This window comes from Streptomyces armeniacus (assembly GCF_003355155.1).
Classification (GTDB): Bacteria; Actinomycetota; Actinomycetes; order Streptomycetales; family Streptomycetaceae; genus Streptomyces; species Streptomyces armeniacus.
In genome coordinates, this window is sequence record NZ_CP031320.1 from 2,558,311 (window position 1) to 2,570,754 (window position 12,444).

At 73.6% G+C, this 12,444-nt stretch carries 13 protein-coding genes; 8 read left to right on the forward strand and 5 right to left on the reverse strand.

What is annotated here, in order from left to right:
* The first annotated feature begins 90 nt into the window (after nt 1-90).
* The gene (locus DVA86_RS11140; protein ID WP_208877794.1) at nt 91-492 is read left to right on the forward strand and encodes an ATP-binding protein; all 402 of its coding nucleotides are present in this window, start codon (nt 91-93) and stop codon (nt 490-492) included.
* Here DVA86_RS11140 and DVA86_RS11145 read toward each other — a convergent pair.
* Nucleotides 489-1,172: a TetR/AcrR family transcriptional regulator gene (locus DVA86_RS11145; RefSeq protein WP_208877796.1), complete on the reverse strand. Its 684-nt coding sequence runs from the start codon at nt 1,170-1,172 to the stop codon at nt 489-491. The genes DVA86_RS11140 and DVA86_RS11145 overlap by 4 nt on opposite strands.
* A 112-nt stretch (nt 1,173-1,284) precedes the next feature.
* Nucleotides 1,285-1,758, reverse strand: coding sequence for a carboxymuconolactone decarboxylase family protein (locus DVA86_RS11150; RefSeq protein ID WP_208877798.1), 474 nt, complete (start codon nt 1,756-1,758; stop codon nt 1,285-1,287).
* 182 nt (nt 1,759-1,940) lie between these two features.
* Between DVA86_RS11150 and DVA86_RS11155 the strand changes: the two genes are divergently transcribed.
* Complete coding sequence (locus DVA86_RS11155) at nt 1,941-2,252, forward strand: DUF2087 domain-containing protein (protein WP_208877799.1); 312 nt, start codon at nt 1,941-1,943, stop codon at nt 2,250-2,252.
* Here the strand turns inward: DVA86_RS11155 and DVA86_RS11160 are convergent.
* A complete protein-coding gene (locus tag DVA86_RS11160; protein ID WP_245996488.1) occupies nt 2,198-3,187 on the reverse strand; it encodes a MerR family transcriptional regulator in 990 nt (329 codons plus the stop codon). The two genes, DVA86_RS11155 and DVA86_RS11160, sit on opposite strands and share 55 nt — an antisense overlap.
* A 62-nt stretch (nt 3,188-3,249) precedes the next feature.
* Between DVA86_RS11160 and DVA86_RS11165 the strand changes: the two genes are divergently transcribed.
* Nucleotides 3,250-4,188 (forward strand): maleylpyruvate isomerase N-terminal domain-containing protein, encoded by a 939-nt coding sequence (locus DVA86_RS11165; protein WP_245996489.1) that lies wholly within the window; start codon nt 3,250-3,252, stop codon nt 4,186-4,188.
* 21 nt (nt 4,189-4,209) lie between these two features.
* Here DVA86_RS11165 and DVA86_RS11170 read toward each other — a convergent pair whose 3' ends face one another.
* A complete protein-coding gene (locus DVA86_RS11170; protein ID WP_208877801.1) occupies nt 4,210-4,746 on the reverse strand; it encodes a Uma2 family endonuclease in 537 nt (178 codons plus the stop codon).
* Nucleotides 4,747-5,078: 332 nt separating this feature from the next.
* Here DVA86_RS11170 and DVA86_RS11175 point away from each other — a divergent pair, with 332 nt between their 5' ends.
* From DVA86_RS11175 to DVA86_RS11195, 5 genes are all read left to right on the forward strand, one after another.
* Nucleotides 5,079-6,485 carry a nitrate/nitrite transporter gene (locus tag DVA86_RS11175; protein ID WP_208877802.1) on the forward strand — a complete coding sequence of 469 codons (1,407 nt, stop codon included), beginning with the start codon at nt 5,079-5,081 and terminating at the stop codon, nt 6,483-6,485.
* Nucleotides 6,486-6,610: 125 nt separating this feature from the next.
* Entirely contained in the window at nt 6,611-7,747 is a 1,137-nt protein-coding gene (locus DVA86_RS11180) for a uroporphyrinogen-III synthase (protein ID WP_208877803.1), read from the forward strand.
* 78 nt (nt 7,748-7,825) lie between these two features.
* Complete coding sequence (locus DVA86_RS11185; protein ID WP_208877805.1) at nt 7,826-8,365, forward strand: sigma-70 family RNA polymerase sigma factor; 540 nt, start codon at nt 7,826-7,828, stop codon at nt 8,363-8,365.
* Nucleotides 8,362-9,243 (forward strand): zf-HC2 domain-containing protein, encoded by an 882-nt coding sequence (locus DVA86_RS11190; RefSeq protein ID WP_245996491.1) that lies wholly within the window; start codon nt 8,362-8,364, stop codon nt 9,241-9,243. The genes DVA86_RS11185 and DVA86_RS11190 overlap by 4 nt, the downstream gene beginning before the upstream one ends.
* A 316-nt stretch (nt 9,244-9,559) precedes the next feature.
* Entirely contained in the window at nt 9,560-11,896 is a 2,337-nt protein-coding gene (locus tag DVA86_RS11195) for a HelD family protein (protein ID WP_425470976.1), read from the forward strand.
* A gap of 177 nt (nt 11,897-12,073) precedes the next feature.
* Here the strand turns inward: DVA86_RS11195 and DVA86_RS11200 are convergent, their stop codons facing one another.
* Nucleotides 12,074-12,280, reverse strand: a complete 207-nt coding sequence (locus DVA86_RS11200; protein WP_208877808.1) for a cold-shock protein — start codon at nt 12,278-12,280, stop codon at nt 12,074-12,076.
* Nucleotides 12,281-12,444 lie beyond the last annotated feature (164 nt).

Consider the following 12,444-nt stretch of genomic DNA (forward strand, 5'->3'; position numbering starts at 1 on the left):
ACCGGAATCGACCCGGGTAAACCCGTACAAAGATTTTGTACGGGTGCACTCGCTGCACATCCATGATTACACAGAGCGACGATGTGCGCCATGGATATCGAGACTCAACTGCCCCGCCACCGCGAGCGCTTCTTCCGTCGTGAGCGGCGATCCGTGCCGGTCGCGCGGGAGTTCACGCGGCGGGCGCTGACCGACTGGGGGAGCACGGAGCGTGCCGACGAGGTGTTGCTGTGTGTGAGCGAGCTGGCGACCAACGCGTTGCTGCACGGCGTACCGCCCGGACGCGGCTACCGGCTCCATCTGTGGCTGGACTGCGGTGGCCTGATCCGGGTGGAGGTGCACGACAGCGGCGACGGCCACCCCCGGGCCCGTACGGGCGTGGCCGAGGAGGCGGAGGGCGGGCGCGGGCTCCGGCTGGTGGAGCTGTTCGCCGACAAGTGGGGCGTCGGGGGGCGGAATCCGGGAAAGGTGGTCTGGTGCGAGTTCGGTTAGGCGGGCCGCCCCTCCGGATCGCCGTCCGTATCGCCGTCCGGGACGGGGGCCGGAGCCGGGGTCGGTGCCGGGGCCGTGGAGAGGGCGAGCAGTCCGTTGCGCAGCGTGTCGCTGGTGACGCCGCCGAACATCGCCTGCTGCACGATGAAGCCCTGTGCCACCGCCATCAGCGTGCGCACGATGTCGTCGACGGGGACGTCCGTACGCAGCCGGCCCGCTTCCTGGTAGGTGCGGATCAGGTCGGCCCAGACGAGACGCATCTCCTCGTAGCCCTCGGTGAGGGCGGCGGCGAGCGGCTTGTCGCGCAGGGTCTCGCCCCACACCTGCAGGATCAGCTTGGCGTACGCGCTGCTGTCGTCGATGCCCGCCTGCCGGGCCTGCTCCGCCAGCGCGTTCCCGAGCACGCCGCTGATCACGTCCTCGAGCGGGCGGTCCGGACTGCCCTGCGTGGCGCGGGCGAAGCTCTCGCGGACCGAGCCGAACGCGTCGATGGCGACCGCCTTGATCAGCTCGTCCTTGCTGCGGAAGTAGCGGTACACCGCGCCGGAGGACAGCCCGGTCTCCTGGAACACGTCCTGCATGGAGGTAGCGTGGAAGCCGTTGCGGGTGAAGCAGCGGCTGGCGCCGTCGAGGATCTGCTGCCGACGGGCGTCGAGATGTGCCTGGGAAACGCGTGCCATGCGCACAGACTAAAACGAACATTCCTTCTTGAAAAGTCCGCCCCCAGGGGCGGGCGGCCCGGCCGGTGTCCGGCCGGGCCGCCCGCCGTGGCGCGGGGTCCGCGGCCGCCCGTCAGCCGAGCATGCCCGGCTGGTAGTCGCCGGCGGGCTGCTGGACCATGACGTTCACGCGGTTGAAGGCGTTGATGAGGGCGATGCTCAGCACCAGCGCGGCGAGTTGCTCCTCGTCGTAGTGCTTGGCGGCGTTCTCCCACACCTCGTCCGGGACGCCGCCGGCGCCGTCGGCGATACGGGTGCCCTGCTCGGACAGTTCCAGGGCGGCGCGCTCCGCCTCGGTGAACACCTTGGCCTCCCGCCAGGCCGCGACCATGTTGAGGCGGGTCGGGTCTTCCCCGGCGTGCACGGCGTCCTTGGTGTGCATGTCGACGCAGAAGCCGCAGCCGTTGATCTGGCTGGCGCGGAGCACGACCAGCTCCCGCGTCGACTGCGGTACGCCCGCGTCCGCGAGCGACTTGCCCGCCGCGACGATGGGGTTCATGGCCTTCTTGACGACGCGGTTCTCGAAGAGGTTCAAACGGGCTTCCATGGTGGACTCCTTCGCCGTTGCTGTGCGGTGCCACCTCTGCTGTGCGGTGACATCTCTCTGACGAGACAGGGCGGCGCGGTGTGACACGTGGGAGCGACGGATCGGAGAAGGCCTGGCGGGCGTGCGTAGGCGGCCCCCGTAAATGCGTTGCCGGGCGGCGGCCCGTCGGGAAGGGTGCGGGCATGTCCGACAACGCATCCGGCAGTTCGCACGGAGTGTCCGCGCTCTTCTCGCACGGGCGGCTGACGGCGATCCCGCGGCGGGTCGCGCGGCGCGAGCAGTTGCTGGCGCACCTCGCGGAGACGCTGTTCGAGCCCCGCCGCGAGTACAGCGAGCAGCAGGTCAACGAGGCGCTGCTGACGGTGCACGAGGACTGCTCGGCGCTGCGCCGCTATCTGGTCACCGGCGGGTTCATGACCCGTACCAGGGACGGCAGCAGCTACCGCCGGGCGGACGCGGCGCTGTCCGGCTCCGAGCCGCCGGGCCCGGCGTAACCCCCTGGCGCGACGGAGAGTTCGAGGGAGTCGAGCAGCCAGAGGTGCGCCGTACCCACCGGGATGGGCTCCCGTGCGACCTCGCCCACCAGGCCCCAGTAACGGTGCATGCGCGGATCGCGGTCCACGGCGACGTTCGTGAGCAGGGCGCGCCGGAAGCGCGGGGTGTCACGTTCGCTGCGTACCGACGCGTGCGCCGCGACGAAGCGGTCGAGCGCGCGGCCGGGGCCCGGTCCGCGGCCGGCGGCGACGAGCGGGCGGGCCAGTTCGCACGCCTCGCCGATGCCGGCGAGCAGCGCGGCCTCGTCGGAGATCTGCCGCTGGTTGGCGTGCGCGCGCGCCAGCATCCGGCGGGTGAGGGAGCGGTCGCGGGCGAGGACGATCAACTCGGCGTACGCGACGACCTGTTCCGGAGTCGGTTCCGCGGGCGGTTCCGGCGCGGCCATGGAGACGAACGCGGCGAGGGTCTCGTCCGGCATCGGCGCCACCGCGAGGCGGCGCCAGAAGTCGACGAGCATGCCGTGCGCGGCGCGGCCGTCCTCGGCGGCGGTGAGCAGGTCGAGGCGGGCGGCCCGTTCGGCGGGCCCGGCCTGCTCGACCGCGCACAGGCAGGCGCGGCGCCAGGCGAGTGAGGACAACTCCACGTCCAGCGCGGCCCGTTCGGCGGCGACCGCCTCCCCGACGGAGCGCTCCCCGGTGAGTACGCGCGTGATCGCGGGCAGGCCCAGACCGAGCGCGCGCAACCGCCGTACGAGGCCGAGCCGTTCGACGGCGGAGGGCGCGAAGCGGCGGTGGCCGCCGGTGCTGCGGCGGGGTTCGAGGATGCCCTCGTCGCAGTAGAAGCGGATCGTACGGACGGGCACGCCGGTCAGCCGCGCCAGCTCACCGATCCCGAGCGCCGCGCCGCCGTCCTCCCGTTCTGTGGGCTCGCTCACACTCACTTGAACCTCCACCCGGGTGGAGTTCCTACGGTACGGGGCACGGCGCGGAGGGTGCCGTGAGCGGGGAGGAGCGGGACATGGAGACCGGCAGCGGTACGGAGACGGGCACGGGTGCGCGTACGGGCGCGGGCGGGGACGCGGGTACGGGTGCGCATACGGGCGCGGGCGTGGAGGCGCCGGACGCCGAGCGGCTCATCGAGGGGCTGCGGGTGCAGACGGCCCGCTTCGCCTCCGCGGTCCACGGCCTGGACCCGGAGGCGACGGTGCCCACCTGCCCGGAGTGGCGGCTGCGCGTCCTCGTCGCGCACATCGGGCAGGCCCACCGGTGGGCGGCGGAACTCGTACGGACGGGCCGGCCCGCCCCCGTACCGGACCCGGCGGACGTGGACCCCGGCGAACCGCGCGGGTGGGCCGCCTGGCTGCACGCCGGGGCGGCGGAACTGGCGGGTGCGGTACGGGAGGCGCCCGCCGGAGCCACGGTGTGGACGCTGGTGGGGCCGCGGCCCGCGGCGTTCTGGGTGCGGCGGATGCTGCACGACACCTCGGTGCACTACGCGGACGCGCTGCACACGGCGCGCGCCGAGCGGGACGGCGGCGCGGGCGCCGGTGCGGGGACCGGATCGCGTACGGACCTCGGGTACGAGATCGACGCGGACCTCGCGGCGGACGCCGTCAGCGAACTCCTGGAACTCGCCTCCCTCCCGGAGGCGGTCGCGGCCCTCCCGGCCCTCGCCGCGCTGAGCGGCGACGGCGAGACGCTCCGACTCCGCCCGGCCGAGCCGGACATGGCCGGGTGGCGGATCACCCGTACGCCCGCCGGGGTCCGCTGGGAGCGCGGCACGGCGGCGGACGCGGGCGCGGATGTGACGGTGACCGGCCCGGCGGCGGACCTGCTGCTGCTCTTCGCCCGCCGCCTCCCGCCCACCGCCCCCGGAATCACGATCACCGGCAACCGCCCGCTCCTGGACCACTGGCTGGACCACACGGCGCTGTAGCGCCCCGGGTGAGCCGTGGTCTCAGTACACGTAGAGCGCGGAGGTGTCGAGTTCCAGGCTGAGCGGGGACCCGAGCGGGACGGGCTCGCCGAAGTCCCGGATCAGCGAATCGCGGTAGCCGCCGCCGCTCGGCGCGGAGTAGAGGAGGCAGGTGCCGTCTATGGGATTCACGATCAGGTAGTACGGGACTCCCGCCAGGGCGTACTTCCTGACCTTCTTCTCGGTGTCGTTCTCCGGGTTCGACTCGGAGACCACCTCGACCATGAGGATCACCTCGTCGGCGGGGAACTCCCTGAGCCGCGTTCCCCGGTAGGAGGGGTCGGCCACCGAGATGTCGGGTCGGACGAGCGTGCCGCCGCCCCAGCCCGCGTACACCGTGTCGACCTCGGTCATCACGCACCAGCGGGAGAGGAGCTGAGAGGCGATGGTGAGGACCATCTGGCCGTGCAGGCTGGTAACCACGGTGCTGATGTAGATCTCTCCGTCGATGATTTCGGCCCTGAGCTCCGGAAACGCCGCGTCGATCGCCTCGAAGCGCCGCATCTCCTCGGAAGTCACAGGACCCTCCATCTGCGCCGTCATGGTGTGGTCCCCCCTCCAGGTCGTGAACCCGGACTCAGCGTAACGCGCCGCCTACCGGCCCGCCCTCCGCTCACCACCGGCCTTGCGGCGAGGTGAGAGCACGGTTTCGGTCACGACACCTGGGAGCACGCCGGGGAAACGCGCGGTTTCTAGCGTCCGCAGGAACGATCCCCGTATGTGGCTGGAGGCGCGCTGTGCGGAGCACGCGGACGGAACGACCCGATGACCGGACGGAACGACCCGAGCGGACCGAGCGGACCGGGCGGGCCGGGCGAGACGGAGAAGGCGAGCGGGACGTACGGAGTCGCGTGTGCGGGCGGTGGATTGAGCGGTGGGATCCCGAGGACGGGAAGTTCTGGGCGGCGGAGGGGCGCCGGGTCGCGCGGCGCAATCTCGCGTTCTCCGTGACGTCCGAGCACATCGGGTTCTCGGTGTGGAGCATCTTCTCGGTGCTGGCGCTGTTCATGGGCCCGGAGTACGGCATCGACCCGGCGGGGAAGTTCACGCTGGTGGCCGTGGCCTCCCTGGTGGGGGCGGTGCTGCGGGTGCCGTACGGGTTCGCGGTGGCGCGGTTCGGCGGCCGGAACTGGACGGTGTTCAGCGCGGGTCTGCTGCTGGCGCCCACCACGGCGCTGCTGGTTGTGATGGAGCCCGGCACGTCGTACACGACGTTCCTGCTCGTGGCGGTCCTGACCGGGGTGGGCGGGGCGAACTTCGCGTCGTCCATGACGAACATCAACAGCTTCTACCCGCTGCGCCTCAAGGGCTGGGCGCTGGGCATGAACGCCGGCGGCGGCAACATCGGCGTCGCCGTCGTCCAGCTCGTGGCGCTGCTCGTGATCGCCGTGCTCGGCGCGGGGCACCCCCGCGTGCTGCTCGCCGTCTACCTGCCGCTGATCGTCCTGGCGACCCTGTGCAGCCTCCGCTGGATGGACAACCTGCGGCCCGTCACGAACGACACCGGCGCCGCCAGGGACGCCGCGCGGGACCGGCACACGTGGATCATGTCGTTCCTGTACATCGGGACGTTCGGGTCGTTCATCGGCTACAGCTTCGCGTTCGGGCTGGTGCTCCAGAACCAGTTCGACCGTACGCCGCTGCAGGCGGCGTCGCTCACGTTCATCGGGCCGCTGCTCGGCTCCCTGATCCGGCCCGTCGGCGGGCAGCTGGCGGACCGGCTCGGCGGGGCGCGCGTCACCCTGTGGAACTTCGCGCTGATGACCGCCGCTTCGGCCGTCATCATCACGGCGTCCGTACGGGCGTCGCTGCCGCTGTTCACTGCCGGCTTCATCGTCCTGTTCGTTCTCACCGGGCTGGGCAACGGGTCCACGTACAAGATGATCCCCGGCATCTACTCCGCGAAGGCCGAGGCGATGGGCCTGACCGGGGAGCCGGCCGCCGGCTACGCGCGCCGCATGTCCGGTGCCTCGATGGCGCTGATCGGCGCGGTCGGCGCGCTCGGCGGGCTGGCGATCAACCTCGCGCTGCGGCAGTCGTTCCTCGGCTCGGGGGACGCGACGGCGGCGTTCGTGGCGTTCGCCCTGTACTACGTGGCGTGCTGCGGGGTCACCTGGGGCGTGTACCTGCGGCGTACGCGGGCGGCCGCACCGGCGGACGGCGCGACGGACGGCGCGGGGGAGGACCGTACGGAGCGCGGCGGGGGCGGTGGCGGCGGCCGGGACGGCGAGCGGCGGCCCGCGTACGCGGAGGTGTGAGGCGCAGGCGCGTTCCGCGTAACACTGGGGAAACGGCACCGGTCTCCGGACGTCACGTGCCGTTGACACGCTCGGACCGGCCCCACGGCCCGGGCCACCACGCAGGAACAGCGGACGAGGAACGAATGGAAGACGTCACACCCCCGAAGCCCCTGGCGGGCTTCACCGTCGGCCTCACCGCCGCACGGCGCGCCGAGGAGCTGGGCGCGCTGCTGGAGCGGCGCGGCGCCGAGGTGGTGCACGCACCGGCGCTGCGCATCGTGCCGCTCGCGGACGACAGCGAGCTGCTGGCCAGTACGGAGCGGCTGATCGAGGACGTGCCGCAGATCGTCGTCGCGACCACCGCGATCGGGTTCCGCGGCTGGCTGGAGGCGGCCGACGGCTGGGGCATCGGCGACGCGCTCCGCGACCGGCTCGCGGGTGCGGAGGTGCTCGCGCGCGGCCCGAAGGTGCGCGGCGCCGTACGGGCCGCGGGCCTGCGGGAGGCGTGGTCGCCGGCCTCGGAGTCGATGGCCGAGGTGCTGGACCGGCTGCTGGCGGAGGGTGTGGCCGGGCGGCGGATCGCGGTGCAGCTGCACGGCGAGCCGCTGGCAGGGTTCGGCCGGGCGCTCCGCGAGGCGGGCGCGGACGTGGTGGGGGTGCCGGTGTACCGGTGGCTGCCGCCGGAGGACATCGGTCCGGTCGACCGGCTGACGGACGCGGTGATCGCCCGGCACGTGGACGCGCTCGCCTTCACCAGCGCGCCCGCCGCCGCGTCCCTGCTGACGCGGGCGGCCGAGCGCGGCGTACAGGACGCGCTGCTCGCGGCGCTGCGCCGCGACGTACTGGTGGTGTGCGTCGGCCCGGTCACCGCCGGGCCGCTGACGGAACGCGGGGTGCCGACGCTCCAGCCCGAACGGTTCCGGCTGGGCCCCCTCGTACAGCTGCTGAGCGGGGCGCTGCCGGAACGCGTACCGGCGCTGACCGTCGCCGGGCACCGGCTGGAGATACGCGGCCACGGCGTCGTCGTGGACGGCGAGCTGCGGCCCGTACCCCCGGCGGGCATGGCGCTGCTGCGCGAACTGGCCCGCCGCCCCGGCTGGGTCGTCTCGCGCGCCGACCTGCTGCGCGCGCTGCCGGGCGCGGGGCGCGACCAGCACGCCGTCGAGACGGCGATGACGCGGCTGCGGGCGGCGCTGGGCACGCCGGACCTGATCCTCACCGTCGTCAAGCGCGGCTACCGGCTGGCCATGGAGCCCGGACCCGTACCGGCACGAACCTAGCCGGGACTGAACGCGCCGTGCCCCGCAGCCGTATGACACGTCGACGAAGCGGAACGCGATCTCGACCGGAGGTCATGGGTGCGCGAGGATGCCGTCGTGGGTGACAGGGCGGCACAGGACGACGCGCTGATGCGAGCGCTGTACGCCGAGCACGCCGGTCCGCTGTACGCCTTCGTGCTGCGGCTCGTCGCCGGGGACCGGCACCGGGCCGAGGACGTGGTGCAGGAGACGCTGCTGCGCGCGTGGCGCAACGCGGAGCAGCTGGGCCGTGCGACCGGCTCCGTACGGCCGTGGCTGGTGACGGTCGCGCGGCGGATCGTGATCGACGGGCACCGGAGCCGGGAGGCCCGGCCGAAGGAGGTGGATCCCGGGCGGCTGGAGTCCGTGCCCGCCGCCGACGAGATCGACCGCGCGCTGCGGGCGATGCTCATCGCCGAGGCGCTCGGTGACCTGACGCAGGCGCACCGGGACGCGCTTCTCGAGACGTACTTCAAGGGGCGTACGGTCAATGAGGCCGCCGAAGTGCTGCATGTGCCGCCCGGAACGGTGCGGTCGCGGGTCTTCTACGCGCTGCGCTCGCTGCGGCTCGCGCTGGAGGAACGGGGGGTGACGTCATGATGCCGCCGGACGACCGGACCGGGCCCGCGCGGCCCGGGGACGGCGACCCCGCCGACCCCGCGGGGATCGCGCACAGCGACGTCGGCGCGTACGCCCTGGGCCTGCTCGACGGCGCGGACACCGCGCGCTTCGAGGAGCACCTCACCGACTGCACCCGCTGCCAGGGGGAGCTGGACCGGATGCTGGGGCTGCGCGCCGTCCTGGACGAGGCACGCGGCGGCGCGGCAGGCGACGGCGCCGGGGCCGGGGCCGGGGCCGGGGACAGGGCCGGGGCCGGAGCCGTCGGGCTTACGAAGACCGGGGACGCCCCCGACAGCGCGGCAGCCGCCGAGGGCCTGTTCGCCCGCCCCCGCCCCGAACTGCTGGACCGCCTCCTCGCCGGCGCCGCGCGCCGCCGCCGCACCGAACGCCGGCGGCGCGTGGTCGCCGCGGTCGCCGCCGTGCTGCTCATCGGCGGCGGTGGCGCCGCGGTGGGCGCGCTGGGCGGGGGCGGTGACGACGGGCAGCAGTCGGCCCGTACGGACGCGGAGAGCGTCCGCGCGATGTTCCGGGAGGGCGAGAAGCACCACGACGTCGACCCCGGGACGGACGTGGACGCGACGGTGTCGCTCGTGGAGAAGCCCTGGGGCACGTACGTCACACTGCGGATCGGCAACATCCGCGGGCCCCGCGAGTGCGACCTCGTGGTGGTCGGCCTGGACGGCGAGCGGCGGACGGTCGGCAGCTGGTCCGTGCCGAAGTACGGTTACGGCATCGAGGGCACCAAATGGGACGAACCGCTCTACATCACCGGTGGTGCGGCGCTCCCGCCCGACCGTATCGACCGCTTCGAGGTGCGCACCCTGGACGGCGAACGGATCGCCTCCGTCCCGCTGTGAGATCCGTACGGGAACCGGCCGCTAGCCCCCCGCTCCGCCCGCGGCGTGTGCGCACCGCCTGGTGTGTCGCGTACGGTTGACGGCTGCCCTGACTACGGAAGAGAGAGGGGCCGCGTTGGCAGCGCAGCACGCAGCGCAGGACGCTCCGCAGGACACACCGCACAGCCCGGCACGGGACGCCACGGCGGGCCCGGCGACGGATGCCGCGACGGACCCGGCGGCGGACGGCGGGCCGGACGGCGCGCGGGACGACGGCGTACGGGACGACGGCGTACGGGAGCGCGAGGTCCGTGCCGAGCAGGCGCACCTCGACACGGTGTACCGCCGCCTGGAGGAGAAGATCGACGAGGCGGAGTTCCTGATGAACGACGCCTCCCAGCGGTCCCAGGTCGGCACCCCCGGCGCGCTCGCCGAGCGGGACGCGCAGGTCTTCCGCGCGGGCATCCACCTGAACAGGCTGAACAGCGAGTTCGAGGACTTCCTGTTCGGCCGGGTCGACCTGCTGTCCGGCAAGGACGGCGTACGGGGCGCCGACGGCGCGTACCTGTCCGTCGAGCCCGCCGAGAACGCCGTACGGCCCGACGGCACCGCCGACATCGCGGAGACCCTGCACATCGGCCGCCTCGGCGTGCTCGACGCGGACTACTCGCCGCTGGTGATCGACTGGCGCGCGCCCGCCGCCGCGCCGTTCTACCGCGCGACGCCCGTGGAGCCGGGCCGGGTCGTACGCCGCCGGGTGATCCGCAGCAAGGGGCGGCGCGTCCTGGGCGTGGAGGACGACCTGCTGCGCCCGGAGATCACCGCGCGGCTGGACGGCGCCGAGCTGGCCGTCGTCGGCGACGGCGCGCTGATGGCCTCGCTGGGGCGGGCGCGCAGCCACGCGATGCGCGACATCGTCGCTTCCATCCAGGCGGAGCAGGACATGGTCATCCGGGCGCCCGCCGCGTCCGTGACGGAGGTCGAGGGCGGCCCCGGCACGGGCAAGACGGCGGTGGCGCTGCACCGGGCGGCGTATCTGCTGTACCAGGACCGGCGCCGGTACGCGGGCGGCATCCTGATCGTGAGCCCGACGCCGCTGCTGGTGTCGTACACCGAGGGCGTGCTGCCGTCGCTCGGCGAGGAGGGCCAGGTCGCGATCCGCGCGCTGGGCTCACTCGCGGACGGCGCGGAGGCGCACGGCTCGTACGGCGGGGACGGCTCGTACGGCGCGGACGGCTCGTACGGCGCGGAGGCGGACGGAGCGGCGCGGACCGCCTTCGACGCGCCGCGGGTCGCGCGCGTCAAGGGCTCCGCGCGCATGGTGCGCGTGCTGCGCGCCTCGGCGCGCGGGGCGCTCGGCCGGGACGGCGCGCCGGAGCGGCTGCGGGTCGTGGTGTTCGGCGCCCGCGTCGAGCTGGACGCCGAGGAACTGCGCGCCATCCGGCGGCAGGTGCTGGGCGGTACGGCGCCGCTGAACCTGATGCGGCCGCGCGCGCGGCGCTTCGTGCTGGACGCGCTGTGGGAGAAGTCCGGTGCGGCCGCCCGCTACCCGGACGATCCGGAGCTGGAGCAGGAGGCGCGTGAGGGCTTCGACGAGGACGTGTCCACGGAGCCGGAGTTCCAGGAGTTCCTGGACGCCTGGTGGCCCGAGCTCGCCCCGCGCCAGGTGCTCGCCGCGATGGCCGACGAACGCGCACTGGCGCGCTGGGCGGGCCGTACGCTGCGCGCGGGCGAAGCGGCGGACGTGGCACGCTCGTTGGGGCGGCTGGACGCGGCGGGGCAGGGGCCGCTGTCCGTACACGACGTGGCGCTGCTGGACGAACTCCAGGTGCTGCTGGGCACGCCCGCGCGCCCGCGGCAGCAGACCGAGGCCGACCTCCTCGCCGAACTCGGCGTGCAGGAGGTGACGACCGCCGCCGACCGGAACACCGCGCGCCGCGAGCGCGCGGAGCGGCTGGCGGAGGAACGTACGGACTACGCCCACGTGATCGTCGACGAGGCGCAGGACCTGACGCCCATGCAGTGGCGAATGGTCGGCCGCCGCGGCCGGCACGCGACGTGGACCGTGGTGGGCGACCCGGCGCAGAGCTCGTGGCCCGACACGGAGGAGGCCGCGGCCGCCCGCGACGAGGCGCTGGGCAGCCGGCCCCGCCGCCGCTTCGAACTGTCCGTCAACTACCGCAACCCGGCCGAGGTCGCCGAGCTGGCCGACCGCGTGCTCGCGCTGGCGATGCCCGGCGTCGTACCGCCCAAGGCGGTGCGCTCGACGGGCCTGGAGCCGCGGTTCGCCGTCGCGCAGGGGGACTTGGGCGCGTCCGTACGGGCCGAGGCGCGGCGCCTGCTGGACGAGGTGGAGGGGACGGTCGGCGTCGTCGTCGCCATGGAGCGGCGCACGCAGGCACGGGAGTGGCTGGCCGGGCTCGGCGACCGCGTGGTGCCGCTGGGCAGCCTTGAGGCGAAGGGCCTGGAGTACGACGCGACGCTCGTCGTCTCGCCCGCCGAGATCGCGGGCGGCGCGCCGCGGGACGGCGGTTCCGGGGCGGGGGCGGCGGGCACGGTCGGGCTGCGCACCCTGTACGTGGCGCTGACGCGGGCCACGCAGCGGCTGACGATCCTGTCGGGGGAGCGGGACGCGGCGGACGACGCGGGGGTGCCGGAGCTGCTCCGGGACTGATCCGGTCCGGGTCCGACGCAGGAATTGCCGTTGGGGGGCTGTTTGTTAGCCTGTGAGTGGCACCGGCCCGATCCATGCCCCCGGGCCCAACCATAGTCGCTTCGAGCGACCACTTGCCGCGAGGCGAGCTGGCGGGTCGGTGCCACCCTTCCCCTCTCACAGGGCCTGCGGCCCTGCTCAGGCGATGACGCGTACCTGCTCCGCCTGCGGCCCCTTCCGCCCCTCGGCGATCTCGAACTCGACGCGCTGGGCGTCCTCCAGACTGCGGTAGCCGTCACCGCTGATCGAGCTGTAGTGGACGAAGACGTCCGGGCCGCCGCCCTCCTGGGCGATGAAGCCGAACCCCTTCTCCGCGTTGAACCACTTGACCGTGCCCTGAGCCATTTTCTGCTCTCCCGTGAGTGCATAAGCGTTGTGTGCGCGCCAGAGCTTAGGACGCTTAGGGGCGATTCAGGGTGATTGATACCGACTTTCGCCACCACGAAGTGCGGGTACTGTCGAGGCGTCGCGGGTGATCTCGTATGGTGGAAAAACATTTCCGGTAACCG

Coding starts and splice junctions, on each gene's coding strand:
- DVA86_RS11200 (WP_208877808.1), bottom strand. CDS start 12,280: ATGGCTCAGGGCACGGTCAAGTGGTTCAACGCGGAGAAGGGGTTCGGC.
- DVA86_RS11140 (WP_208877794.1), top strand. CDS start 91: ATGGATATCGAGACTCAACTGCCCCGCCACCGCGAGCGCTTCTTCCGT.
- DVA86_RS11145 (WP_208877796.1), bottom strand. CDS start 1,172: ATGGCACGCGTTTCCCAGGCACATCTCGACGCCCGTCGGCAGCAGATC.
- DVA86_RS11180 (WP_208877803.1), top strand. CDS start 6,611: ATGGAAGACGTCACACCCCCGAAGCCCCTGGCGGGCTTCACCGTCGGC.
- DVA86_RS11190 (WP_245996491.1), top strand. CDS start 8,362: ATGATGCCGCCGGACGACCGGACCGGGCCCGCGCGGCCCGGGGACGGC.
- DVA86_RS11155 (WP_208877799.1), top strand. CDS start 1,941: ATGTCCGACAACGCATCCGGCAGTTCGCACGGAGTGTCCGCGCTCTTC.
- DVA86_RS11150 (WP_208877798.1), bottom strand. CDS start 1,758: ATGGAAGCCCGTTTGAACCTCTTCGAGAACCGCGTCGTCAAGAAGGCC.